Source organism: Streptomyces rubrogriseus (assembly GCF_027947575.1).
Classification (GTDB): Bacteria; Actinomycetota; Actinomycetes; order Streptomycetales; family Streptomycetaceae; genus Streptomyces; species Streptomyces rubrogriseus.
This window is the reverse complement of the sequence record NZ_CP116256.1, coordinates 1,779,675-1,804,205: the sequence shown is the minus strand read 5'-3', so window position 1 is coordinate 1,804,205 and position 24,531 is coordinate 1,779,675. Positions and strand designations below refer to the sequence as shown.

Here is a 24,531-nt window from a genome sequence, read left to right as displayed (position 1 = left end):
TCCTGCCGTCAGCCGGCCCGCTGGAAGACGGCGACCGTACGGGCCGGCACGGTGAACGTGCCGGTCTTCGCCGCGTACGCCGACTCCTTCACCACCGCGTCCGCACCCGCCGCCTGCACCGGATGCAGGCGGTAACCGGTTCCGGCCGCCGCGTCGACGCGCTGCTCCTGCCGCTCGGGCGTGGCGTTGAAGACGACCACGAGGTCACCGAGGCGCATGGTGATCACGCCGGGTGTCTCGCCCGCCCCGGAGAGCGGGAAGGAGAGCCGGGTCCGCACCTGCCCCGCCGTGGCGAGGGAGAAGTCCCGCTCACCGCTGCGGATCCTCAACAGGTCCCGGTACGCCGCCGAGGCGCCGTTGATCTGCGGGCAGCCGACCTCGACCGCGCCCAGCAGGGGCTTGGCGTAGGGCCACTTGTCCTGGTTGTCGGCGGCGGGTGGCAGCCCCCGGCCGAAGCCGTTGCCGTCGGCGCAGTTCCAGTGCAGGGCGTTGAACCAGTCGCCGCTGTCGTAGGAGTTGCGGTCCAGCGACTTGGAGCGCAGCAGGTCGGTGCCCGCCTGGGAGAGCGCCGGGCCCTGCGACAGGGCGGCGGTCGCCATGGCGAGGACCTGCATGCGGGCCCGGTCGTCGGCGGACGTGTCCTTCGGCAGCTTGAAGGCGAGCGCGTCGAAGAGGGACTCGTTGTCGTGCGCGTCGGCGTAGGCGAGGGCGTCGCCGGGTGCCGCCGCGTATCCGGCGGGGGCACCGTTGTAGTCGACCTCGGAGCCCTTGACCTCCTTGCCGTCGGTGTCGGTGAAGGAGTAGTCGGCGAGGTTGCCGGTCAGCCCGACCTTGATCAGGTCCTGGTAGTGCAGCAGGCGGGCCTTCTGCTCGGCCTCGGTGCCGTTGGCCGCCGAGGAGTTCGGGTCGGTGTAGAGGCCGGAGGCGAAGCCCTGCACACCGGGGTCCTCGTCGAACGGACCGCCGCCGCGCACGGCGTCGCGGGCCCGGTCGGAGAAGGTGGCGATGCCGGTGCCGGCCATGTTCTTCTGGGTGGCCTGGACGAAGCGCGCGTCGTCGGCGACCTCGCCGAAGTTCCAGCCCTCGCCGTACAGGATGATCTTCTTGCCGTCGACGCCGTCCTTGGCGAGGGTCAGCTCGTCCAGCGCCTTCCTGACCGCGAGGATGTTGGCCTTCGGGTGGTGGCCCATGAGGTCGAAGCGGAAGCCGTCGACCTTGTACTCCTTGGCCCAGGTGACGACCGAGTCGACGACGAGCTTGCCCATCATGGCGTTCTCGGTGGCGGTGTTCGAGCAGCAGGTGCTGTTGGCCACCGAGCCGTCGGCGAGCAGCCGCTGGTAGTAGCCGGGCACGATCCGGTCGAGGACGCTGGTCTTGGCCTGGCCGCTCGCGGCCGTGTGGTTGTAGACGACGTCCATGACGACGCGCAGGCCGTCCTCGTTGAGGGCCTTGACCATCTTGCGGAACTCGACGGTGCGCCCGGTGCCGTCCGGGTCGGTGGCGTAGGAGCCCTCGGGGACCGTGTAGTGGTACGGGTCGTAGCCCCAGTTGAAGGCGTCCTTGGCGGCGGCCTTCGTCACGCACTCCTGCTGCTTCTCGGAGTCGGCCGGGAGGGCGGCGAGGTCGCAGTCGGGCGCAGTCTGCTCGGACTTCTCCTCGGGGATGGTGGCGATGTCGAAGGCGGGCAGCAGGTGCACGTAGGAGGTTCCGGCCTCGGCCAGCTCGCGCAGGTGCTTGGAACCGGCGCTCTTCTCGTCGGTGAAGGCGAGGTAGGTGCCCCGGTGATCCGCGTCGGCGGTCGCATCGGCGACGGAGAAGTCGCGGATGTGCAGCTCCTGGATCTGGGCGTCCCTGAGCGGCACCGCCTTCGGCTTGTCGTAGTCGTTCCAGCCGCGCGGGGCGAGGGAGCGGTCGTCCAGGTCGACGACGAGGCTGCGCTCGGAGTCGGTGGTCAGGGCCAGGGAGTAGGGGTCGGTGACCTTGTTGGTGACGACCTTGCCCGCGGTGGGCGCCCAGACCTTCACGGCGTACCGGTAGGCCTTGCCCGTCCAGGACTTCGGACCGGTGGCGGACCAGACGCCGGTGGCGTCGTCGCGGCGCATCCGCACGGTGCGGTCGCCGATCTCCAGTTTCACGTCCTGCGCGGTCGGCGCCCACACGGAGAGGGTGGGCCGTCCGTGCCGGAAGACCGGGCCGAGGTCGGCCTTGGTCGCCCGGTCCGCGTACAGGTCGTCCAGGGCACCGGCGGTCTGTACGCCCGTCGCGGCGAGCAGGGCGCCGGTGGCGGTGCGCTGGGCGGCGACGACCTGGCCGCGCAGGGCCTCGCGGACCCGGCCGCGGTCGCGCGGGTCGACCGACCAGGCGGTGTACTCCTTCAGGTGCGGGAACTTCGCCTTCTGGGCGTCGGTGAGGGCGCTCTTGGTGAGGCGGAGCCACTGCTGGTCGGCGCCGGTGAGCCGGCCGCCCTCGGCGGTGATGGAACCGGTGCGGGAGGCGAGCAGCTGGGTGGAGGCGGCGCCGTCGGAGCCGTTCCAGGCGACGGTGTTCCGGTCGATCCAGACGGCCTTGGATGTGGTGAGGTCGACGGCCGCAGCGGAGCCCGCGGGCTGCGGCAGCAGGTACTGCTCCTCGCCGCTCAGCAGCCACACCTCGTGACCGTCGGCCTTGAGGTCGAGGGCCTGGTCGGTGGGCAGGTCCTTCTCGTCGCCCTTGTGGACGATGTAACTGAGGCTGCTCGCGCCCTCGGTGAGGGGCACCTCGAAGACCGCGCCGTAGGGGTCGGTCCTGACCGGCTGGAGCGGCTTGGCCCAGTCGGTCGGTTGCGCGGCGTCGCCCCAGACGTGCAGGCCCCAGCCGTCGTAGTTCCCGTCGGCGCGGTGGTAGTGCAGTACGGCCTTGGTGGTGTCCTGGGCCGGGTACTCGGGCCGCTCCGTGGCGACCTGCTCCTTGCCCTGCTCGATCCACACCTCGCCGGTCTCGGTGACGTCGATGGTGCGGTCGGCGGCGACGTCCTTGTTGCCGTCCTTGTCGACGACGAGGAAGCCGATGTTCGACGCGCCCGGCTTGAGCTTGACGTGGGCGAAGGCGCCGTAGGCGTCGCGGCCGGTGAAGGGGTGGGTCTCGGGCCAGGTGGTCGCCTCGCCGTCGGCGAGGTCGCCCCAGGCGTACAGGCCCCAGCCGTCGTAGTTCCCGTCCGCGCGCTTGTAGTGCACGACCGCGTAGTCCCGGGAGGCGGCGGTGGGCACCTCCTCGGCCGGCGGGGCGCCGGTGGTGGAGGCGGCCGTGGCGCTCGCGGTGCGGCCGGCCGAGTCGACGACGACCGCCTTGTAGCGCAGGGCGGTGCCGGCCGAGGTGTCCGCGTCGATGGCCTGGGTGACCTTGTAGGGGGCGTGGTCGGCGGTGCCCAGGGTGCGCCACTTGCCGTTCCCGGTCTGGGCGGCGAAGACGACGCGGTTGAGCCGGCCGCCCGCGACGTCGGCAGTCAGCTCGACGGTGCCGGTGGCGCCGGGGTCCGGGGCGTGCAGGGTGATCGTCGGCTTGGCGGCGGGCTGGGCGAGCCTGCCCGCGGCCTTGAGGACGACGGCCGACCGGGCCGGGACGGTGACGGTGACCTTCTTGTCGACGCCCGACTTCACGTTGGCGTCGGTGCCGTACAGGCCGCGGAAGGTCATGTGCGCCGAGCCGGTGCCGAAGGTGGCGCTCCTCGCGGTGTCGGCGTTGTTGAAGGCGACGACGTACTCGGTGCCGGTCTTCGCGTCGGTGCGGGAGAAGGCGTAGATCCCGGCGCCGTCGGCCGCGTACCGCTCGGTCTGGACGCCGTCGGCGAGGGCGGGGTTGGCCTTGCGCAGCTCGGCGAGGGCGCTGATCTGCCGGTAGAGCGGAGCGCTCGTGTCGTAGGCGGCCTCGGCGTGGGTGCGGTCGGTGCCGAGCTGGTCGTCGTCGAGGTAGTCGGCGGTGCGGGAGGCGAACATCGGCTGGCGGGCGTCCTTGTCGCCGCCCGCGCCGGTGAAGCCCTGCTCGTCGCCGTAGTAGATCACCGGGTTGCCGCGGCTGAGGAACATCAGCTCGTTGGCGAGCCGGTCCTTCTTCAGCAGCTCGGCGTCGGTGGCCTCCGGGTCGTCCTGCTTCAGGAAGGTCCCGATGCGGCCCATGTCGTGGTTGCCGAGGAAGGTGACCTGCTCGTACGCGTTGGCCTTGTCGGTCGTGTACTTGTAGTCGTCGCCGAAGACGGAGGCGAGCTTCTGCGCGCTGCCGCCCTGGGAGGCGTAGGCGCGGGCCGCGTCCTGGAAGGGGAAGTCCAGCGTGGAGTCCAGGCGGCCCTCGGTGACGTAGGGCGCGGTGACGGAGGTGTCGGCGGAGTAGACCTCGCCGAACATGAAGAAGTCGTCGCGGCCCCTCTTGGCGGCGTAGGCGTCCAGCGCGGTCGCCCACTGGGTCCAGAACTCCATGTTGACGTGCTTCACGGTGTCGATCCGGAAGCCGTCGATGGCGAAGTCCTTGACCCACCGCTGGTAGATCTTCTCCATGCCGTCGACGACCTCGGGACGCTCGGTCCACAGGTCGTCGAGGCCGTTGAAGTCGCCGTAGGTGGCGGACTCGCCGGCCCAGGTGGAGTCGCCCCGGTTGTGGTACATCGCCGGGTCGTTGAGCCAGGACGGCACCTTGAGGTTCTTCTTGGCGGCCGGGACCGTCGGGGTGCGCGGGAAGGAGCCGGCGTCCACGCGGGGGAAGCGGCGCTCGCCGTCCGCGTAGTCGGCGTCGTCGAAGGGCTGCCCGTCCTTGGTCAGGTACGGGAAGGCACCCTTGGAGAGGTAGTCGTAGGACTTCTCCTCGTAGTCGACGACGTCGGCGGTGTGGTTGGTGATGACGTCGAAGAAGACCTTCATGCCCTTGGCGTGGGCCTTGGAGATGAGGTTCTTGAGGTCCTGGTTGGTGCCGAAGTGCGGGTCGACCTGGGTGAAGTCGGTGATCCAGTAGCCGTGGTAGCCGGCCGAGGCGTCCTTGCCGGTGCCCTGCACGGGCTGGTTCCTGAAGATGGGCGCCATCCAGATGGAGGTGGTGCCCAGCCCCTTGATGTAGTCGAGCTTCTCGGTCAGCCCCTTGAGGTCGCCGCCCTGGTAGAAGCCCTTGTCGGTGGGGTCGTAGCCGGTGGCGAGCCGGGTTCCGGTCAGGCCGCCGCGGTCGTTCCCGGCGTCCCCGTTGGCGAAGCGGTCCGGAAGGACGAAGTAGAACTGCTCACGCGTCAGGTCGTGGCGTGCGGCGGTCTTCGCCAGCTTCGCGTCGGACGGGGGCGCGGGCGGGGCGTCGGCCCGGGCGGCGAGCGGGGGAAGCAGGGCGGCGGCGAGCGCGGTCACGGTGACGGCCGCGACCCGTCTCACTCGTGCGGTACGGCGCGTGGCAGGCACCGGCCATCTCGGTATCACAGGCGTGAGCTCCTTGCGAGTACGGCTCGTTCGGGTCCGACCCCGGCGAGACCGTAACGCCGTCGCAAGTCTTGCGGCAAGACTTGCGAAAGTAACGGAAAGGATTTTCACAGGACTTGCCCGGGTCACCGGGACAGGCCGGGCGGACGCGCGAGGGCCCGCCGCTCCCCCGGGGGAAGCAGCGGGCCCTCAACGGTGCGCAGGGAGCGTCAGGCGCGGGTCCACCACACCGTCGTGTCCGCCGGTACCTTCGCCTCGCCGGCCGCCTCGGTGATCTCCCCGCTGGCCAGCAGGACGCGCCCGTGTGCGGGCACCGCCACCGACTCGCCGGTGGTGTTGGCGACGCACACGAAGTCCCCGCGCCGGAAGGCGACGACGCCCTCCGGGGCGCGCAGCCACTCGACCGCGTCGCCCGCGCCGAGGTCGGCGGTGGAGCGGCGGACGGCCAGGGCCTCGCGGTACAGCTCCAGGGTCGAGCCGGGCTCACCGGTCTGCGCCTCGACGCTCAGCTCGCCCCAGCCCGCCGGCTGCGGCAGCCAGCTGCCGCCGTCGCCGAAGCCGTACGAGGAGCCCTCGCGGGTCCACGGGATCGGCACCCGGCAGCCGTCGCGGAAGCCGTCCTGGCCCGCGCCGCGGAAGTACGCCGGGTCCTGGCGGACCTCGTCGGGCAGGTCGACGACGTCCGGGAGGCCCAGCTCCTCGCCCTGGTAGACGTAGGCCGAGCCGGGCAGGGCCAGCATGAGGAGGGTGGCGGCGCGGGCCCGGCGCAGGCCCAGCTCGCGGTCGCCGGCCAGGCGGATCTGGGTGCCGAGGCCCGCCGGGTTGGCGAAGCGGGTGGCGTGCCGGGTGACGTCGTGGTTGGACAGGACCCAGGTGGCGGGGGCGCCGACGGGGCGCATGGCGTCGAGGGTGCGGTCGATGACCGTGCGCAGCTCCTCGGCGTCCCAGTGGGTGCCCAGGTACTGGAAGTTGAACGCCTGGTGCAGCTCGTCGGGGCGCACGTAGTTGGCGGTGCGCTCGACGGTCGGGGTCCACGCCTCGGCGACGAAGATACGCTCTCCGCTGTACTCGTCGAGGATGCGGCGCCACTGCCGGTAGATGGCGTGCACGCCGTCCTGGTCGAAGAACGGCATGACATCGTTGCCCAGCAGCTTCAACTGCTCGTGGGACCCCAGGTCGGGCAGGCCCTCGGCCTTCACCATGCCGTGGGCGACGTCGATGCGGAAGCCGTCCACGCCCATGTCCAGCCAGAACCGCAGGATGGAGCGGAACTCGTCGCCGACGGCCGGGTGCTCCCAGTTGAAGTCGGGCTGCTCGGGCGCGAACAGGTGCAGGTACCACTCCCCCGGCGTGCCGTCGGGCTCGGTGACCCGGGTCCAGGCGGGGCCGCCGAAGATGGACTCCCAGTCGTTGGGCGGAAGTTCGCCGTTCTTGCCCTTGCCGGGGCGGAAGTGGTAGCGGTCCCGGGAGGGGGAGCCGGGGCCCTCGGCGAGGGCGCGCTTGAACCACTCGTACTGGTCGGAGGAGTGGTTCGGCACCAGGTCGACGATGATGCGCAGGCCCAGCGCGTGGGCGTCGCGGATCAGCGCGTCGGCGTCCAGCAGGGTGCCGAACATGGGGTCGACGGCCCGGTAGTCGGCGACGTCGTAACCGGCGTCGGCCTGCGGGGAGGCGTAGAAGGGGCTGAGCCACACGGCGTCCACGCCCAGGTCGCGCAGGTACGGCAGGCGGGTGCGGACACCCTCCAGGTCGCCCATGCCGTCGCCGTTGCTGTCGGCGAAGCTGCGCGGGTACACCTGGTAGATGACCGCGTCCCGCCACCAGTCGTGGCGCTCGGAGACGGTGGCGACGGCGGAGGTGGGGGCCGGTGCGGCGGAAGGCTGCTGGCTCATGTCGTCCTTGGTACGTAGCGAAACGAAGCGAAACGGAGCGGTACGGAGTCGAGGCGTCGGTGGCGGAAGAGGCGGCCGGCCGCGGTGCAGCGGGGTCGGATGGGCACCGCGGCCGGACGATTTCCGGGTGGGGCGGTCAGCCCTTCGTGCCGCCCGCGGTGAGGCCGGTCACCAGGTTCTTCTGCACCAGGTAGAAGAACGCGGAGACGGGTATCGCGACGAGCACGGCGGTGGCCGCCATCAGGTTGCGCTGGGCGTCGTGCTCGCTGACGAAGCTCTGCAGTCCGACGGCGAAGGTGTACTTCGTGTCGCTCAGCATGAACGTCGAGGCGAAGGCGACCTCGCCGAACGCGGTGATGAAGCTGTAGAAGCCGGCGACCGCGAGGCCCGGCCGGGCCAGCGGCAGGATCAGCCGGAAGAAGGTGCCGAACGGCGTCAGCCCGTCCACCCGCCCGGCCTCGTCGATCTCGAACGGGATGGTGTCGAAGTAGCCCTTGAGCAGCCAGGCGCAGTACGGCACCGCGGTCGAGCAGTAGACCAGGATCAGGCCGAAGTAGTTGTCGATGAGCTGGAGCTTCGACAGGATCTGGTACATCGGCACGATCAGGACCGCGATCGGGAACATCTGGGTGACCAGCAGGACCCACATGAGCTTCTTGTAGCCCGGGAAGCGCATCCGCGAGACCGCGTAGCCGGTGGTGGCGGCGACCATGACGCCGATGACCGTGGTGCCCAGCGAGACGATCAGCGAGCTCTTCAGCCAGTCGAAGAAGTTGGTGTCCTGGAGCACGAACGCGTAGTTGTCGAAGGTCATCTTCGACCAGATGCGTCCGGGGTGCAGGTAGTCGTTCTTGTCCGGGCCGAGGGACAGGTAGACCAGCCAGGCGACCGGGAAGAGCGCGACGAGGCTCGCGAGGGTCAGCACGCCGTGGGAGGCGAGGGACGCGGCGCGGCTGCGTTCGCCGCGGCCGCGGACCTTGCGCGGCGGCGCGGTGGACGCGGCGACCTGCTCGGCGGGGGCCTCGGTGGGCGCGGTGCTTGTACTCATGGCGGCTCCTGCCTCAGTTCGCGAGCTGCTGCTCATTGCGGTTCAGCCAGCGGCGGTAGAAGGAGGTGAAGACGATCAGGATGGCCAGCAGCAGGATGCCGTAGGCCGCGGACTGCGCGAAGTCGCGCGGCTGCTGTCCGAAGCCGAGCTGGTACGCCCAGGTGACGAGGATCTGCGCGTCGGGGGCGGTGTTGCCGAACAGCAGGAAGATCACGGCGAACTGGTTGAAGGTCCAGATGATGCCGAGCAGCACGACCGTGGAGCTGACCGAGCGCAGACCGGGCAGGGTGACGTAGCGGAAGCGCTGCCAGGCGTTGGCGCCGTCCATCTCGGAGGCCTCGTAGAGGCTGTTGTCGATGGACTGCAGGCCGCCCAGGAGCGAGACCATCATGAACGGCACACCGCACCAGGTGTTGACCATGATCGCGGAGAAACGCTGCCAGAAGGTGTCCTCGAGCCACGCGGGCGTCGGCAGGTGCAGCCAGTCCAGGGCGGAGTTGATGATGCCCTGGTCGGCGAGCATGAAGCGCCAGCCGAAGACGGTGACGAAGGTGGGCACGGCCCAGGGCAGGACCAGGATCAGCCGGTAGAAGGTCCGGCCGCGCAGCTTCTGGTTGAGCAGCAGCGCGAGCCCGAGGCCGATGAAGAAGTGCAGGCCGACGCAGACCGCCGTCCACACGATGGTCCAGATGAAGTGCGACCAGAACCGGTCGTAGGCCGTCGGGCCCCACAGGATGTCGGCGTAGTTGTCCAGGCCGACGAACTTGTAGGTGGCCTCGATCTCGTTGACGCCGATGGTGCGCGCGCTGTTGAGGCTGTTGGCGTCGGTGAGGGTGAGGTAGAGGCCGTAGCCCAGCGGGTACAGCACGAGGACGCCGATCACGACGGCCACCGGCGCGATCATGGCGTAGGCGTACCAGTGCTTCTGGTAGCCGTCTTTCAGACGCCGGCCGAGGCCGGGCCGCGGGGTGCGGTCACCGCGGCGCTTGCCGGTCGCGCGGTCGATGGCGACTGTCATGGTTCGACACCTTCGGGAGCATCGGGAAGGTCAGGGGTCTGCGGTCGGGGTGCGGCGCACGGCCGGCGACCGCCGGGCCCCTCCCCCCACTGCGGGGGCCCGGCGGTCGGTGCTGCTACTTGCTGAAGTCCGGCACCAGCTTGGCGATCGCGGTCTCGGCGTCGCCCAGCCCCTCGTCCAGGGACTTCTTGCCGCCGGCGATCTGGGGCAGCTCGTCGTCCAGCGGCGTCCACAGGGAGCTGTACTCGGGCAGCGCCGGGCGCGGCTGGGCGGCGGGCAGGACCGTCTGGAAGCCGGCGATGCCCGGGTCGGCCTTGACCTTCGCGGTGTAGGCGTCGTCGCGGGTCGGCAGCGTGGAGTTCTTCAGGGCGACGGTCTCCTGGGACTTCGCCGAGGTCATGAAGTTCACGAACTTCAGCGCCGCCTCCTGGTGCGCCTTGTCCGAACCGGCGTAGACCGAGAGGTTGTGGCCGCCGGTCGGGGCGCCCGCCTTGCCGGTGGAACCGGCCGGGACGGTGACGATGCCGAGGTTGTTCTTGTCCTTGAACGCCGAGCCCTTGTAGAAGTTGGTGATCTCCCACGGGCCCTGGATGATCGAGGCGACCTTGCCGCTGACGAACGCCTCCTGGATGTGGGCGTAGGCGTCCGCGGTGGTGTCGGCCTTGTGCAGGCCCTTGCCGTCGAAGAGGCTCAGCCAGGTGCCGTAGCCCTTCTTCGCCTCGGCGGAGTCGACGGTGACCTTCTTGGCGTCGGCGTCGACGGTGTCGGTGCCCTCGCCGTACAGGAACGGCTGCGCGTAGTAGCCGGCCGTGGAGGCCCAGTAGCCGTCGACGCCGGTCTTGTCCTTGATGGTGGCGGCGGCCTTCTTCAGGTCGTCCCAGGTCTTGGGGGCCTCGACGCCGGCCTTCTCGAAGAGCGCCTTGTTGTAGACGAAGGCGAGGGTGTCGGTGACCAGCGGGACGCCGTAGGTCTTGCCCTCGTACTTGGCCTGCTCGATCAGGTTGGGCTGGAACTTGTCCTGCTCGGCGAGGGCCTCGGTGCCGTCCAGCGGCAGGAAGAAGCCCTTCTTGGCGAAGGCGGGCGTCCAGCCGACCTCGGAGCGCAGCACGTCCGGGGCGCCCTTGGAGCCGGCGGCGGTGTCGAACTTGTTCTGCGCCTGGTCGAAGGGCACGTTGACGAAGTTGACCTTGACGCCCTTGTTGGCGGCCTCGAACTCCTTGACCAGGGCCTTGTAGGTCGGCGCCTCGTTGGTCGCGTTGGAGGTGTCCCAGTAAGTGATGGTGACCGGTCCGCCCGACTCGCTGTCGCTGTCGCCGTCTCCGCCGCACGCCGTCGCCGCCAGGGCGAGGGACGCCACCAGCGCGGTGGCCGCTATGCCACGCCGCATGAGTTCTCCTTGAGGGTGAAAGCCCGTGTGGTGCAGGGTGCGGGCCCGTCCGCCGCTCCTGCCGACCGCCGACCGCTTCGTTGCTGCCGTCGGGCGACGTGAACGTAACAGCGTTGAAAGCCTGGCGAAAGGTCTTGCTGCAAAAATGTGCAAGAGATCTCCGAAGTTATCCGGGCGTGACCTCTCGGCGACCGTCGTGAGACGCTTGTTTACGGGGCCCGAGCGGTATCGGGCGGGTTGTGCAAGACTCTGCAAGCTCTTGCCGCCACTTTCTCGAGGGAGCGCGATGACGCAGCAGCCCGCGCCGGGCCGTCCGACGGGCCGTCCAACAGGCCGCCCACGGCGCCCGATCGGTGTGCAAGGGAGCGGCCGACAGGTACAGTCCACCCCTGTGACCACACGGCTTGCCGACATCGCCGCCCAGGCGGGGGTGAGCGAAGCGACCGTCAGCCGCGTCCTCAACGGGAAGCCGGGCGTCGCCGCCACCACCCGCCAGTCCGTGCTCGCCGCCCTCGACGTGCTGGGCTACGAGCGCCCGGTGCGGCTGCGGCAGCGCAGCGAGGGCCTGGTGGGCCTGATCACCCCGGAGCTGGAGAACCCGATATTCCCGGCCCTGGCGCAGGTCATCGGGCAGGCGCTGACCCGCCAGGGCTACACGCCCGTCCTCGCCACCCAGACGCCGGGCGGCTCCACGGAGGACGAGCTGACCGAGATGCTGGTCGACCGCGGGGTGGCCGGCATCATCTACGTCTCGGGGCTGCACGCCGACACCACCGCCGACATGCAGCGCTACGAGCGGCTGCGCGCGCAGGGCGTGCCCTTCGTCCTCGTCGACGGCTTCTCGTCGCAGGTGCAGGCGCCGTTCATCTCGCCCGACGACCGGGCCGCGATGAGCCTCGCGGTCACCCACCTCGTCTCGCTCGGCCACACCCGGATCGGACTGGCCCTCGGGCCGAAGCGGTTCGTGCCGGTGCAGCGCAAGATCGAGGGCTTCGTCCGCACCGTCCAGGACCAGTTGGGGCTGAGCGCCGAGACGGTGGAGAAGGAGCTGGTCCAGCACTCGCTGTACACCCTGGAGGGCGGCCAGGCGGCGGCCGCCGCGCTCATCGGGCGGGACTGCACGGCGGTGGTCTGCGCCAGCGACATGATGGCGCTGGGCGCGATACGCGCGGCCCGGCAGCTGGGCCTGGACGTGCCCAAGGACGTCTCGGTCGTCGGTTTCGACGACTCGCCGCTGATCGCCTTCACCGACCCGCCGCTCACCACGGTCCGCAAGCCGGTCCCGGCGATGGGTCAGGCGGCGGTGCGCACGCTCCTGGAGGAGATCGGCGGGACGCCCGCGCCGCACAGCGAGTTCGTGTTCATGCCGGAGCTGGTGGTGCGCGGTTCGACGGCGTCGGCGCCGGGCGAGCGCGGCCGCCCCTGATCCCCGTGGGGGTGCCGGCTCCGGGCCGGATGCGGGTCGGTTCCACCTGAGGGATGATCGGTGGAAGAAGGCTTTTCTGGCAGACTTCATGCCTATGGGTGACGCGACCGTGAGGACTCGGGAACGCCTGGAGGACGGCGTTCCACACCCCGTCACTGGGACGACGGGGAAGCGCCTCCTGTCCCGGTTCCGCGCCCCGCGCCGACCGCGCCTGTGGTTCGAGATCCTGCTGATCGCGCTCAGCTACTGGACGTACTCCCTCGTCCGCAACGCGGTGCCGGAACAGCGGACGGCCGCACTGCGCAACGCCGACTGGATCTGGCGGGTCGAGCAGCAACTGGGCGTCGCCGTCGAGGAGTCCGTCAACCACGCGGTGAACTCGGTGACCTGGCTGGTCGTCGGCATGAACTACTACTACGCCACGCTGCACTTCGTGGTCACGCTGGGTGTCCTGGTGTGGCTCTTCCGCAGCCATCCCGGCCGCTACGCGGCGACCCGGCTGGTGCTCTTCGCCACCACCGGCGTCGCCCTGGCCGGTTACTACCTGTACCCGCTCGCCCCGCCCCGGCTGATGAACGGCGGGCACTTCGTCGACACCGTGATGGTCCACCAGACCTGGGGGTCGATGGCGTCGGGCGACCTGAAGAACATGTCCAACCAGTACGCCGCGATGCCGTCGATGCACATCGGGTGGTCGGTGTGGTGCGGGCTGACGATCTTCGCGCTGGCGTCGGTGCCGTGGGTGCGGGTGCTGGGGCTGGTGTATCCGGCGCTCACGCTGGTGGTGATCGTGGCTACGGCGAACCACTTCTGGCTGGACGCGGTGGGGGGCGTGCTGTGCCTGGCGTTCGGGTACGGGGTCGCTGCCGCGTGGTACGGGAGGCTGCCGTACGCGTTGCCTCGTCTGGTGCCGGCCGCTGCGCGGCGGCGGAGGGTGTGGTTGCCGGGGCGGGCGTAGCTGCGGGGTGGGGGCCCGGGGAGTGCGCTACCCGGCGGGGCGGGGTGCCGCTGCGCCCACCCGTGCCGCCTGGGGGTACCTCCCAGGCCGTTCAGGCACTGGGGGAGGCACGACTGCCCGCAGCTACGGGCGGGGTACGACTGCCCGCAGCGGCGGGGCTATGCGTAGAACAGGTCCTCCACCACCGTTCTCGCCCTTCTGGCCGTGCGGCGGTATTCGTCGAGCATGTCGCCCGCGTGGCCCGAGCCGTGGCCCAGGTAGCGGCCGACGGCCGCCAGCTCGCGCGGGTCGGTCGGGAAGGTGTCCCCCGCCCGCCCCCGCACCAGCATCACCGCGTTGCGCACCCGCGTCGCCAGCACCCACGCCTCGTCGAGCGTGGCGGTGTGCTCCTCCGAGACCAGCCCGGCGTCCCGGGCGGCGGTCAGTGCGGTGCGCGTCCCGGTGGTGCGCAGCCCGGCGATCTCGTGGCCGTGCCGCAGCTGGAGCAGCTGCACGGTCCACTCCACGTCGGAGAGACCGCCCGGCCCCAGTTTGGCGTGCAGCTTGGGGTCGGCCCCGCGCGGCAGCCGCTCGGACTCCATGCGGGCCTTGAGCCGCCGGATCTCCCGTACGGCGTCCTCCCCGAGCCCGCCCGCCGGGTACCGCAGGGGGTCGATCAGCTCGACGAAGCGCCGCCCCAGGTCCTCGTCCCCGGCGACGAACTCGGCCCGCAGCAGGGCGTGCGACTCCCACCCCAGCGACCAGCGCCGGTAGTACGCCTCGTACGACTTCAGGGTCCGCACCAGCGGCCCGGACCTGCCCTCGGGCCGCAGGTCGGCGTCGATCAGCAGCGGGGGGTCGGCACTGGGCACCTGGAGCAGGCGGCGCATCTCGGAGACGACCTTGTTGGCGGCGTCGCCCGCCTCCCGCTCGGCCACGCCGTCGCGGGGCTCGTGCACGAACAGCACGTCCGCGTCCGAGCCGTAGCCCAGCTCGTGTCCGCCGAAGCGGCCCATGCCGATGATCGCGAACCGGGTCGGCAGTACGTCGCCCCACTTGTCCCGCACGACCGCCCGCAGCGTGCCCGCGAGCGTCGCCGCCGTCAGGTCGGACACGGCGCCGCCGACCAGGTCCACCAGGGCGCCCTGGTCGGCCTCGACGGGCTGGGCCTCGGTGCCGTAGGAGCCGACGATGTCCGCGGCGGCCGTGCGGAACAGCTCCCGGCGCCGTACGCCGCGCACCGCGGTGACGGCCTGTACGGCGTCGTCGGCGCGGCGGACCGCGGCGAGGGTCTCCTGCTCCAGCTGGGCCCGGCCGCGCGGCCGCAGTCCCCCGGCGACGCCGTCGCCGAGCAGCGCGACGGCCTCCGGGGCCCGCATCAGCAGGTCGGGGGCGAGTCGTCCGGCGGAGAGCACCCGGGCGAGGTTCTCGGCGGCGGCGCCCTCGTCGCGCAGCAGCCTGAGGTACCAGGGCGTGGTGCCGAGCGCGTCGGAGACCTTGCGGAAGTTGAGCAGCCCGGTGTCCGGATCGGCCGAGTCGGCGAACCAGCCGAGCAGCACGGGCAGCAGGGTGCGCTGGATGGCCGCCTTGCGGGTGACGCCGGACGCGAGCGCCTCCAGGTGCCGCAGCGCGGCGGCCGGGTCGGCGTAGCCGAGGGCGACCAGGCGTTCCCGGGCCGCCTCGGGGCTGAGCCGGGCCTCGCCGGGGGCGAGCTGGGCGACGGCGTCGAGCAGCGGCCGGTAGAACAGCTTCTCGTGCAGCCGGCGTACGACGGATGCGTGCCGTTTCCAGGCGCGCAGCAGCCCGCTCACCGGATCGGTGCGCAGGCCGAGCGAGCGGCCGAGGCGGCGCAGGTCGGCCTCGTCCTCGGGCACCAGGTGGGTGCGGCGCAGCCGGTGCAGCTGGATGCGGTGCTCCATGGAGCGCAGGAACCGGTACGCCTCGTCGAGCTGGGCGGCGTCGGTCCGGCCGACGTAACCGCCCGCGGCGAGCGCCTCCAGGGCGTCCAGCGTCGTGCCGCTGTGCAGGGAGGTGTCCGCCCGTCCGTGCACCAGCTGGAGGAGCTGCACGGCGAACTCGACGTCCCGAAGGCCGCCGGGCCCGAGCTTGAGCTGCCGGTCGACCTCGGCGACGGGGATGTTCTCCACCACCCGGCGGCGCATCTTCTGCACGTCCGGGACGAAGTTCTCGCGGTCGGCGGCCTGCCACACCAGGGGCTGGAGGGCGGCGACGTACTCGGCGCCGAGGCCGGGGTCGCCGGCCACCGGGCGGGCCTTGAGCAGCGCCTGGAACTCCCAGGTCTTGGCCCAGCGCTGGTAGTAGGCCAGGTGGCTGCTGAGGGTGCGCACCAGGGGGCCGTTGCGGCCCTCGGGGCGGAGGTTGGCGTCGACGGGCCAGATGGAGCCCTCGACGGTGGTCTCGGAGCAGATCCGCATCATGTGCGCGGCGAGCGAGGTCGCGGCCCGGATCGCCTTGGCCTCGTCGGCGTCGGGGCCCGCGTCCGCCGCCTCCCCCACGAAGATGACGTCGACGTCGGAGACGTAGTTCAGCTCGTGTCCGCCGCACTTGCCCATCGCGATCACCGCGAGCCTGCACCGCGCGGCGTCCTCGGGTGCGGCGGCCTCGGCGAGGGCCAGGGCGGCGCGCAGGGTGGCGGTGGCGAGGTCGGCCAGCTCGGCGGCGGTCTCGGCGACGTCGATGGTGCCGCACACGTCGCGGGCGGCGATGGACAGCAGGCAGCGCCGGTAGGCGACGCGCAGGGACACCGGGTCGGTGGCCTCGGCGAGCCCCCGTTCGAACTCCTCGACCCCGCGGTGCAGGTCCCGCGGCTCGTACGTCACCAGGGCCTGCCAGTCCCCGGCGTGCCGGGCGAGGTGGTCGGCGAGCGCCTCGGAGGCGCCGAGCACCCCGAGGAGACGGTCGCGCAGCGGCTTGGCGGCTATCAGGGTGTCCAGCAGCTCCTGGCGGGCGGTGGGGTCGGGCTGCGCCTCCAGGAGCCTGACCAGGCCGTGCAGGGCGAGGTCCGGGTCGGCGGTGGCGCCCAGCGCCTCCAGGAGCACGGGGTCGGCCCGCAGCTCGGCCAGCTCGGCCCCGTCCAGCAGCCGTTCGGCGGCCGAGGGATCGGTGAAACCGTGCCGCAGCAGTCGCGTGAAGGTACTGCTCCTGCGCCCCGGCGCCGTCATCTCGGCCTCCTGTCGGACTGCGGGGCACACGGGCCCGGGTGGGATCAAGGTCGTACGGGCTGAGCGTAGCCGGGGAACGGCGTGCGGGCGCCGGGACGTACCGCTCCCGCTTTCCGGTGGACCGCCCCAGACTCGTACGATATCTTGTACCAGCCGAGGAAGGGAGGCACTGGTATGTCCATCACCGCCAGCGAAGCCCGTCAGAATCTGTTCCCGCTGATAGAGCAGGTCAACGAGGACCACGCCCCGGTGCACATCACCTCCCGCAAGGGGAACGCCGTGCTCATGTCCGAGGAGGACTTCACGGCGTGGACGGAGACGGTCCACCTCCTGCGCTCGCCCAGGAACGCCCGCCGTCTGCTCGACTCCATCGCGGAGGCCGAGGCGGGCGACGCACGGCAGCACGAACTGATCGACCCGGACGCGGAGCGGGCGTGAGGATCACTTTCACGTCCCACGGCTGGGAGGACTACGTCCACTGGGCCGAGAGCGACCGGAAGGTGACCAAGCGGATCAACAGACTGATCGCCGACATCGCCCGTGACCCGTTCAAGGGCATCGGCAAGCCGGAGCCGCTCAAGGGCGACCTGTCCGGCTACTGGTCACGGCGCATCGACGACACGCACCGTCTTGTGTACAAGCCCACCGATGACCAGCTGGTCATCGTCCAGGCGCGCTACCACTACTGACACCCGCCGGTACGGACCCGACACCCGCGACCGGCGAGAGCCGAAGCCGAAGGAGTCACGCCATGGACTTCACGCTCGAAGTCATCCCGCTCCCCGTCACCGACATCGACCGCGCCCGGGACTTCTACCGCGACAAGGTCGGCTTCCACGTCGACATCGACCAGGAGGTCATGCCGGGCATGCGGATCGTCCAGCTGACGCCCCCGGGCTCCGGCTGCTCGGTCGCCCTCGGCGACGCCATCTGGGACATGGCGCAGGGCCAGACCCGGCCGGAACCGGGCTCGTACCAGGGCCTCCAGCTCTGCGTCGCCGACATCAAGGCGGCCCACGCGGAGCTGACCGCCCGTGGTCTCGAGGTCTCGGAGCCGGTGCAGTACGCCCCGGACGACGGCGCCACCTTCATGTACTTCAAGGACCCGGACGGCAACGGCTGGGCGATCCAGGAGTACCGGCGCCGGGTGGCGGAGCCGCTGCACAAGGTGCTGGCCGACCTCAAGCGCGAGGGCTAGGCCGACCTCAAGCGCGAGGGCCGGCCGGTACGCGTACCCCGCCGCCTCAGCCGCTCTCCCGCCAGCGGTTGGTGACCGGCAGGCGGCGGTCCTTGCCGAAGCCCTTGGGCGAGATCTTGGTGCCCGGCGGGTACTGCCGCCGCTTGTACTCGGCCGTGTCCACCATGCGCAGCGTCCGCGTCACCAGCTCCCGGTCGTACCCGGCGGCCACGATCTCGTCCGCGCCCCGGTCCCGGTCGACGTACAGGGCGAGGATCGCGTCCAGCACCGGGTAGTCCGGCAGCGAGTCCGTGTCGACCTGGCCGGGACGCAGCTCCGCGCTCGGCGGCTTGGTGATCGAGTTCTCCGGGATCGGCGGGGTCCGGCCGCGGTCCCGGGCCGCGCGGTTGCGCCACTCGGCGAGCCGGAAGACCAACGTCTTGTACACGTCCTTGATGGGCCCGTAGCCGCCCACCGAGTCGCCGTACAGCGTGGAGTAGCCGACCGCCAGCTCCGACTTGTTGCCGGGGGCCAGCACGAGGTGGCCCTCCTGGTTGGAGAGCGCCATCAGCAGCGTGCCGCGCAGCCGGGACTGGAGGTTCTCCTCGGCCAGGCCGGTCAGCTCCAGCGCGCCCGTGTACGCGTCGAACATCGGCTCGATGGACACGGTGCGGTAGTGGAGGCCGGTGCGCCGGGCCAGTTCGGCCGCGTCGTCCCTGGAGTGACCCGGGGAGTACTTGGAGGGCATCGAGACGCCGTACACGTGCTCCGCGCCGAGCGCGTCGCAGGCGATCGACGCGACCAGTGCGGAGTCGATGCCGCCGGACAGTCCGATCAGCACCGAGCGGAAGCCGTTCTTCGTGACGTACGCGCGCAGGCCGGTGACGAGCGCCGAGTAGACCTCCTCGTCGTCGTCCAGCGGCTCGGCGTGCCCGCCGGACCGCCACGGCTCACCGGCGGGCACCGTGTCCGCCGCCTCCTCCGCTTCGGAGAGCACCACCCGGTCGATGCGCAGGCCGTCGTCCACGACGCCCGTGGGCGCCTGCGTGTCGGCGGCGGGCAGGTCGAGGTCCAGCACCATGCAGCCCTCGGTGAACCGCGGCGCCCGGGCCAGTACGGTCCCGTCCCGGTCGACGACGATCGAGTCGCCGTCGAAGACCAGCTCGTCCTGCCCGCCGGTCATGGCCAGGTAGGCGGTGGTGCACCCGGCCTCCTGCGATCGCTTGCGCACCAGCTCCAGCCGGGTGTCGTCCTTGTCGCGCTCGTACGGGGAGGCGTTGACGGAGAGCAGCAGCCCGGCCCGCGCCGAGCGGGCGGCGGGCACCCGGCCGCCGTCCTGCCACAGGTCCTCGCAGATGGCCAGCGCCACGTCCACGCCGCGCACCCGCACCACGGGCAGGGTGTCGCCGGGCACGAAGTAGCGGAACTCGTCGAAGACCCCGTAGTTCGGCAGGTGGTGCTTGGCGAAGCTCAGCGCCACCTCGCCGCCGTGCAGCACGGCCGCCGCGTTCTGCGGGGCGCCGGCCGGCTGGCCGTACCTGGGCTGCGCGGTCGCCGAGCGGTCGAGGTAACCGACGACCACGGGGACCTCGCCGAGGCCCTCGTCCGCCAGCCGCGCCGCGAGGGAGCGCAGGGCGGCGCGGGACGCCTCGACGAAGGAGGACCTGAGGGCCAGGTCCTCCACCGGGTACCCGGTCAGCGTCATCTCCGGGAACGCCACCAGGTGCGCTCCCTGCTCGGCCGAGTGCCGGGTCCAGCGCAGGACCGACTCGGCATTGCCGTCGATGTCGCCGACGGTGGAGTCGATCTGGTTCAGGGCGAGTCGTAGTCGAGGCACGGGTCCACTGTAATCGTCAGAACGACGCAATGGGGCGACGGGTGTGTTACCGCATGATGTCCGAGACCTCACACACGCCGTCTCAGCTCCGCGGTTTCGCGCCCCGCTCGGCCAGCAGGTCGGCCATCAGCCGGATCTCCGACTCCTGGGACTCCACCATCCCCTGGGCCAGCCGCTTCTCCACGCCGACCGTGCACCTCTCGACGCACCCCTTCGCCATGTGGACGCCGCCCTTGTGGTGCTCGGTCATCAGCTGGAGGTAGTAGACCTCGGCCTGCTTCCCGTCCAGCGTCCCGAGTTTCTTCATCTCGGCGTCGGTGGCCATTCCGGGCATCAGCGAACCCTCGCCGGCGGAGGGCGCGTCGCCCATGCCCATCCAGGTCATCGGCGGGTCGGACGACACCTTGGGCAGCGCCCACAGGTCGAGCCAGCCGATCATCATGCCGCGCTGGTTGGCCTGGGTCTGCGCGATGTCGTACGCGAGCCGCCGCACCTCCTCGTCGTCGGTGCGGTCGCGCACGATGTACGACATCTCCACGGCCTGCTGGTGGTGGACCGACATGTCCCGGGCGAACCCGGCGTCCGCGGAGTCGGCGGCCGGGGTCCTGCTGCCGCCGTCGTCCCCGGCGACCGCGTAGGTGATCCCGCCGGCCGCGACGAGGGCCGCGGTCGCGGCCCCCGCGATCCAGCCGGCCCGTTTCGGGGTCACTGGGACAGCCCGTTGGTGCACGCGGCCCCCGGCTCGGGGGTCTGCTGTCCCTGGACGAACTTCTCGAAGAACTTGTCCACGTTCGGGTCGTCGGCACCGGTCACCGTGCGCTGGTGCCCCCAGGCGGACAGCACGATCGGGTCCTTCTGCTCGTCGTCGGGGCTCATCAGCGAGTACGGCGTCTTCTTGACCTTGGCGGCCAGCTTCTCGACGTCGGCCTCGGGCGCCTTGTCGGTGTACGTCACCCAGACGGCGCCGTGCTCCAGCGAGTGCACCGCGTTCTCGTTGTTCAGCGGCTTGGTGTAGACGTCGCCGTTGCAGTTCATCCAGACCTGGTTGTGGTCGCCGCCGACGGGGGGCTCGACGGGGTAGGTCACCTTCTTGGTGACGTGGTTGCGCCCCAGGTCGCCCTTCCAGGTCCGTACGCCGTCCGCGTCGGTCTCGAACTTGCCGGAGGTCTTGCCGTCGGAGGCGGTGTCGCCGGAGGAGTCGTCGGACTGCGACCGGACGAGGAGGACACCGCCGACGACGAGACCGGCGACGACCACGGTGCTGAGCGTGACCGTGAGGATCCGGTTCCGGCGGTTGCGGGCCTCCTCGGCGCGCCGCATCTCGGCTATGCGGGCCTGTCGCGCCGTGTTGCTGCTCTTCTTGGCGGAACCCATGGGGTGTTGCCCTTCTGGGAAGGAATCTGGGGAACGGACGAGCGTGAGGTCCGCTGATCGTAATGGCGCGGGGCCCGTCCTTCGTAGGGCGGGCACCGGATCCGTCCCGGCCGGATCCCCGGAATGGCCCGATCGAACAGGTGGCCTCTACGCTGCGGTCACGGGGTGGGCCGGCCGACGGAGGTCCGCAACGCACACGTAACGGCGCTGTGGTGTGATGCTCAAGTGCCCGACCGCCTCCCGCCGTACCGGAGACAGGCGGCCTGACCAGCAAGGATGGGGAAGCGGAAGATGGACAAGCAGCAGGAGTTCGTGATCCGGACGCTGGAGGAGCGCGACATCCGGTTCGTACGCCTGTGGTTCACGGACGTGCTGGGCTTCCTCAAGTCCGTCGCCGTGGCCCCGGCCGAGCTGGAGCAGGCCTTCGACGAGGGCATCGGCTTCGACGGCTCCGCGATCGAGGGCTTCGCCCGGGTCTACGAGTCCGACATGATCGCCAAGCCGGACCCGTCGACCTTCCAGGTCCTGCCGTGGCGCGCGGAGGCCCCCGGCACGGCCCGCATGTTCTGCGACATCCTCATGCCGGACGGGTCGCCGTCCTTCGCGGACCCGCGCTACGTCCTCAAGCGCGCCCTGGCCCGCACCTCCGACCTGGGCTTCACCTTCTACACCCACCCGGAGATCGAGTTCTTCCTGCTGAAGGACAAGCCGGTCGACGGCTCGGTCCCGACCCCCGCCGACAACTCGGGCTACTTCGACCACACCCCGCAGAACATCGGCATGGACTTCCGCCGCCAGGCGATCACCATGCTGGAGTCGATGGGCATCTCGGTGGAGTTCTCCCACCACGAGGGCGCCCCCGGCCAGCAGGAGATCGACCTGCGCTACGCGGACGCGCTCTCCACGGCCGACAACGTCATGACCTTCCGCCTGGTCATGAAGCAGGTCGCCCTGGAGCAGGGTCTCCAGGCCACCTTCATGCCGAAGCCGTTCTCGGAGTACCCGGGCTCGGGCATGCACACCCACCTCTCGCTCTTCGAGGGCGACCGCAACGCGTTCTACGAGTCCGGCGCGGAGTACCAGCTCTCCAAGGTGGGCCGCTCCTTCATCGCGGGCCTGCTGCGCCACGCCGCCGAGATCTCCGCGGTCACCAACCAGTGGGTGAACTCCTACAAGCGCATCTGGGGCGGCACCGAGCGCACGGCGGGCGCGGGCGGCGAGGCCCCCTCCTACATCTGCTGGGGCCACAACAACCGCTCGGCCCTGGTCCGGGTCCCGATGTACAAGCCCGGCAAGACCGGTTCGGCCCGTGTCGAGGTCCGTTCCATCGACGCCGGCGCCAACCCGTACCTGACCTACGCCGTCCTCCTCGCCGCCGGTCTCAAGGGCATCGAGGAGGGCTACGAACTCCCGCCGGGCGCCGAGGACGACGTCTGGGCCCTCTCCGACGCGGAGCGCCGCGCCCTGGGCATCGAGCCCCTCCCCCAGAACCTGGGCGAGGCCCTCGCCCTGATGGAGCGCAGCGACCTGGTCGCCGAGACCCTGGGCGAACACGTCTTCGACTTCTTCCTCCGCAACAAGCGCCAGGAGTGGGAGGAGTACCGCTCCCAGGTCACCGCCTTCGAGCTGCGGAAGTCGCTGCCGGTGCTGTAGGGCGGGCGTTGGCGGCCCGGCGGACCCCGAGGGCTCAGACGAGGGCGGTGGCCAGCAGGGCGAAGGCCGCGCCGATGACGGCAAGGCGGACGTAGTGCCAGCGCAACCAGCGCTGCGTCTGCTCCTTCCAGTCCTCGGGCCGGTTCTCGGGGGTCCACGTCTTGTTCCGGTTGTTGATCGGGACGAGCAGCAGAATCGACATGACCACGCTGAGGATCAGCAGTGCGCCGGCGGTGACGACGAGGCCGGTGCCGTGGTGGTGCCATCCGACTGCCGCCCATATGGCGACGAGCACGAGCGAGCCGATGTACCAGACCGGCATCACGGCGCCGAGCATCCGGCCCCCGTGCGCGTGGCCGAGTTGACGGCTGTCCTCCGGGAGGGCGTTGAGGATCGGGTTCATGACGAACGCGACGGCGAACTCCACCCCCACCATCACGCCGACGACGACCGTGGTGACGACCTCGAGTGCGTTGAGCATGACGACCCCTTCGGAATCTAGTGCTGCTAGCCGATGAGGCAACGCTAGTACTGCCAACGCTTCATTGTCTAGCGGTGCTAGGATCGAGTCATGTCGGTACAGGAACGCAAGCAGCGGGAACGGGCGGAGCGCGAGCGCCTCATCGTGGCGACGGCCCGTGAACTCGCCGAGCAGCAGGGCTGGGACGCGGTCACCACCCGTCGGCTCGCCGAGCGCATCGAGTACAGCCAGCCCGTCCTCTACAGCCACTTCCGCGGCAAACGCGAGATCATCGGCGCCGTCGCCCTCCAGGGCGCCACCGAGATGGCCGTGGCGATGCGGGCCGCGACGGCCGCCGCCGACGGCCCGCGCGCCCGGGTGCACGCCCTCGCCCGTGCCTACCTCGCCTTCGCCGAACGCAATCCGGCGGTCTACGACGCCATCTTCCAACTCGACGGCGGCCTGGCGTACGCGCGGGAGGACACCCCCGAGCCCCTCAAGGACGCCTTCGCCGCACTGCTGGAGAGCCTCGGGGAGGTCGCCGGGGACGGCGTCGAACCGGGGCTGTTCACCGAGGTGTTCTGGGCGTCCCTGCACGGGGTGACGACCCTGACCCGGTCGGGCCGGCTGCCGCCGGAGGAAACCGAGCGGAGGGTGCGGCTGCTGGTGGACCGGCTCCCCGTGGTCTGATGACGGCCGGTCGCAGCTCCCCTCGCGGGAACCGCGGAAGCCGCGGCCGGTGCCGGTGCGGTGGGACTCCGGCGCGGGCGGGGCCGATGTCGCGGATTCCGTACGGCCCCGCGCGGCATCGATGACGTGATCACCACGCGGCGCGCGACGTCAGACCTTTCCGATGCCGAGCGTGGTGTCACGCGGCAGCATCCCCGAGCCCAGGACCTCGAGCCAGACGGGCCCGAGGAGGTCGGCGAGTCTCGCGGTGTCCTCGTCGCCGAGGGCCCGCCAGGGAGCGGCGGCCAGTTCGTCGGTGCGGAGCTCGATCTCGGCACGCAGGGCACGGCCCGCGTCGGTCGCGGACTCGTCGGCGTTCAGCAGACCCCGTACGAGGAGCCGTTCGCGGGCGGCGGCCCACTCCTGCCCGGTCCAGCCGCGGCTCGCGAAGACGTGGGCCGGTGCCGCGCCGATCGCCGCGAACGACACCAGCGCCTCGACCGGGTCGAGGTCTGCGGTCAGCAGTGCGGCGAGATGGCCGTCGCCGCGGTGCTCGCGCAGGATCGTCGCGGCCTGCCACAGCACGAGGTGCGGTTCCCGCGGCCACGGCAGTTCGGCGTTGGCGGCGGCGAGCGGGCGGCCCTCGGTACGTGCGGCCTCGGCCGCCCGACGGGCGAGTGCCGCGGCCTCGGCGACTTCGGGGCCGTCCGTCCACGCGCCGAAGAGTGCTCGGTACGCCCGGTCGACGCCGCGCGTCCGGGCGTCGATCACCTTGGCCGGCGCGGCGACGTCCCAGGCGGCGGGGATGTGCTCGGCGACCATCCGCGGACTGAAGCTGTAGAACGCGGAGGCCACCTGACGGGATCCGCGTGCTCCGAGCGGCGCCGCCCGCAGGGCGAAGTAGCTCGGCCAGCGCTCGCCGGTGCCGTAGCCGAGCGACTCGACCTCCTCGAAGACCTGCGGCGCGAAGTAGACGACGGCATGCAGGGGCTCCAAGAGGTGCCACATCTGCCTCACGCGTCCGTTGTCGTTGCTCAAGACAGCTCCC

General features: G+C 71.0%; 18 protein-coding genes. 7 read left to right on the top strand and 11 right to left on the bottom strand.

All coding sequences use genetic code 11. The features are described from left to right. Positions 1-8: 8 nt before the first annotated feature. From pulA to Sru02f_RS07810, 5 genes are all read right to left on the bottom strand, one after another. Positions 9-5,423, bottom strand: coding sequence for a pullulanase-type alpha-1,6-glucosidase (gene pulA / locus Sru02f_RS07830; protein ID WP_167469510.1), 5,415 nt, complete (start codon positions 5,421-5,423; stop codon positions 9-11). 209 nt (positions 5,424-5,632) lie between these two features. Beyond that, the gene (locus Sru02f_RS07825; RefSeq protein ID WP_109031727.1) at positions 5,633-7,315 is read right to left on the bottom strand and encodes a glycoside hydrolase family 13 protein; all 1,683 of its coding nucleotides are present in this window, start codon (positions 7,313-7,315) and stop codon (positions 5,633-5,635) included. A 136-nt stretch (positions 7,316-7,451) separates the two neighbouring features. Next, positions 7,452-8,363, bottom strand: coding sequence for a sugar ABC transporter permease (locus tag Sru02f_RS07820; protein WP_109031726.1), 912 nt, complete (start codon positions 8,361-8,363; stop codon positions 7,452-7,454). 13 nt (positions 8,364-8,376) lie between these two features. Then, positions 8,377-9,381: a carbohydrate ABC transporter permease gene (locus Sru02f_RS07815; RefSeq protein WP_003976584.1), complete on the bottom strand. Its 1,005-nt coding sequence runs from the start codon at positions 9,379-9,381 to the stop codon at positions 8,377-8,379. A gap of 115 nt (positions 9,382-9,496) precedes the next feature. Continuing rightward, entirely contained in the window at positions 9,497-10,768 is a 1,272-nt protein-coding gene (locus Sru02f_RS07810; RefSeq protein ID WP_109031725.1) for an extracellular solute-binding protein, read from the bottom strand. 391 nt (positions 10,769-11,159) lie between these two features. On the opposite strand from Sru02f_RS07810, the gene Sru02f_RS07805 reads away from it, so the two are divergent. After that, positions 11,160-12,194: a LacI family DNA-binding transcriptional regulator gene (locus tag Sru02f_RS07805; protein ID WP_109031724.1), complete on the top strand. Its 1,035-nt coding sequence runs from the start codon at positions 11,160-11,162 to the stop codon at positions 12,192-12,194. 94 nt (positions 12,195-12,288) lie between these two features. Beyond that, a complete protein-coding gene (locus Sru02f_RS07800) occupies positions 12,289-13,152 on the top strand; it encodes a phosphatase PAP2 family protein (protein WP_109031723.1) in 864 nt (287 codons plus the stop codon). Positions 13,153-13,310: 158 nt separating this feature from the next. On the opposite strand, the gene Sru02f_RS07795 is transcribed toward Sru02f_RS07800, so the two are convergent. After that, a complete protein-coding gene (locus Sru02f_RS07795; protein ID WP_109031722.1) occupies positions 13,311-16,313 on the bottom strand; it encodes a bifunctional [glutamine synthetase] adenylyltransferase/[glutamine synthetase]-adenylyl-L-tyrosine phosphorylase in 3,003 nt (1,000 codons plus the stop codon). Between the two features lie 174 nt (positions 16,314-16,487). Here Sru02f_RS07795 and Sru02f_RS07790 point away from each other — a divergent pair, with 174 nt between their 5' ends. From Sru02f_RS07790 to Sru02f_RS07780, 3 genes are all read left to right on the top strand, one after another. Next, on the top strand, positions 16,488-16,751 hold the full coding sequence (locus Sru02f_RS07790) for a type II toxin-antitoxin system Phd/YefM family antitoxin (RefSeq protein ID WP_109031721.1): 264 nt from the start codon (positions 16,488-16,490) through the stop codon (positions 16,749-16,751). Further along, entirely contained in the window at positions 16,748-17,002 is a 255-nt protein-coding gene (locus tag Sru02f_RS07785; protein WP_109031720.1) for a Txe/YoeB family addiction module toxin, read from the top strand. Before Sru02f_RS07790 ends, Sru02f_RS07785 begins: the two co-directional genes overlap by 4 nt. A gap of 62 nt (positions 17,003-17,064) precedes the next feature. Then, on the top strand, positions 17,065-17,511 hold the full coding sequence (locus tag Sru02f_RS07780) for a VOC family protein (RefSeq protein WP_059302823.1): 447 nt from the start codon (positions 17,065-17,067) through the stop codon (positions 17,509-17,511). Positions 17,512-17,557: 46 nt separating this feature from the next. On the opposite strand, the gene Sru02f_RS07775 is transcribed toward Sru02f_RS07780, so the two are convergent. From Sru02f_RS07775 to Sru02f_RS07765, 3 genes are all read right to left on the bottom strand, one after another. Then, positions 17,558-19,327: an NAD+ synthase gene (locus tag Sru02f_RS07775; RefSeq protein WP_174855065.1), complete on the bottom strand. Its 1,770-nt coding sequence runs from the start codon at positions 19,325-19,327 to the stop codon at positions 17,558-17,560. An 82-nt stretch (positions 19,328-19,409) separates the two neighbouring features. After that, a complete protein-coding gene (locus Sru02f_RS07770; protein ID WP_109031718.1) occupies positions 19,410-20,036 on the bottom strand; it encodes a DUF305 domain-containing protein in 627 nt (208 codons plus the stop codon). After that, the gene (locus tag Sru02f_RS07765; RefSeq protein ID WP_109031717.1) at positions 20,033-20,701 is read right to left on the bottom strand and encodes a DUF3105 domain-containing protein; all 669 of its coding nucleotides are present in this window, start codon (positions 20,699-20,701) and stop codon (positions 20,033-20,035) included. The genes Sru02f_RS07770 and Sru02f_RS07765 overlap by 4 nt, the downstream gene beginning before the upstream one ends. A gap of 291 nt (positions 20,702-20,992) precedes the next feature. On the opposite strand from Sru02f_RS07765, the gene glnA reads away from it, so the two are divergent. Next, entirely contained in the window at positions 20,993-22,354 is a 1,362-nt protein-coding gene (glnA, locus tag Sru02f_RS07760) for a type I glutamate--ammonia ligase (protein WP_104631010.1), read from the top strand. A gap of 34 nt (positions 22,355-22,388) precedes the next feature. Here glnA and Sru02f_RS07755 read toward each other — a convergent pair whose 3' ends face one another. After that, entirely contained in the window at positions 22,389-22,835 is a 447-nt protein-coding gene (locus tag Sru02f_RS07755) for a DUF1772 domain-containing protein (protein WP_109031716.1), read from the bottom strand. A 90-nt stretch (positions 22,836-22,925) separates the two neighbouring features. On the opposite strand from Sru02f_RS07755, the gene Sru02f_RS07750 reads away from it, so the two are divergent. Further along, the gene (locus tag Sru02f_RS07750) at positions 22,926-23,504 is read left to right on the top strand and encodes a TetR/AcrR family transcriptional regulator (RefSeq protein WP_109031715.1); all 579 of its coding nucleotides are present in this window, start codon (positions 22,926-22,928) and stop codon (positions 23,502-23,504) included. 150 nt (positions 23,505-23,654) lie between these two features. Here Sru02f_RS07750 and Sru02f_RS07745 read toward each other — a convergent pair whose 3' ends face one another. Continuing rightward, on the bottom strand, positions 23,655-24,491 hold the full coding sequence (locus tag Sru02f_RS07745) for an SCO6745 family protein (protein WP_373103709.1): 837 nt from the start codon (positions 24,489-24,491) through the stop codon (positions 23,655-23,657). Between the last annotated feature and the right edge of the window lie 40 nt (positions 24,492-24,531).

Bases quoted from the DNA above. Each gene is read 5' to 3' on its own strand.
- Sru02f_RS07825 (WP_109031727.1), bottom strand. From the start codon at position 7,315: ATGAGCCAGCAGCCTTCCGCCGCACCGGCCCCCACCTCCGCCGTCGCC.
- Sru02f_RS07820 (WP_109031726.1), bottom strand. From the start codon at position 8,363: ATGAGTACAAGCACCGCGCCCACCGAGGCCCCCGCCGAGCAGGTCGCC.
- Sru02f_RS07815 (WP_003976584.1), bottom strand. From the start codon at position 9,381: ATGACAGTCGCCATCGACCGCGCGACCGGCAAGCGCCGCGGTGACCGC.
- Sru02f_RS07810 (WP_109031725.1), bottom strand. From the start codon at position 10,768: ATGCGGCGTGGCATAGCGGCCACCGCGCTGGTGGCGTCCCTCGCCCTG.
- Sru02f_RS07800 (WP_109031723.1), top strand. From the start codon at position 12,289: ATGGGTGACGCGACCGTGAGGACTCGGGAACGCCTGGAGGACGGCGTT.
- Sru02f_RS07795 (WP_109031722.1), bottom strand. From the start codon at position 16,313: ATGACGGCGCCGGGGCGCAGGAGCAGTACCTTCACGCGACTGCTGCGG.
- Sru02f_RS07790 (WP_109031721.1), top strand. From the start codon at position 16,488: ATGTCCATCACCGCCAGCGAAGCCCGTCAGAATCTGTTCCCGCTGATA.
- Sru02f_RS07780 (WP_059302823.1), top strand. From the start codon at position 17,065: ATGGACTTCACGCTCGAAGTCATCCCGCTCCCCGTCACCGACATCGAC.
- Sru02f_RS07765 (WP_109031717.1), bottom strand. From the start codon at position 20,701: ATGGGTTCCGCCAAGAAGAGCAGCAACACGGCGCGACAGGCCCGCATA.
- glnA (WP_104631010.1), top strand. From the start codon at position 20,993: ATGGACAAGCAGCAGGAGTTCGTGATCCGGACGCTGGAGGAGCGCGAC.
- Sru02f_RS07755 (WP_109031716.1), bottom strand. From the start codon at position 22,835: ATGCTCAACGCACTCGAGGTCGTCACCACGGTCGTCGTCGGCGTGATG.
- Sru02f_RS07750 (WP_109031715.1), top strand. From the start codon at position 22,926: ATGTCGGTACAGGAACGCAAGCAGCGGGAACGGGCGGAGCGCGAGCGC.
- Sru02f_RS07745 (WP_373103709.1), bottom strand. From the start codon at position 24,491: ATGTGGCACCTCTTGGAGCCCCTGCATGCCGTCGTCTACTTCGCGCCG.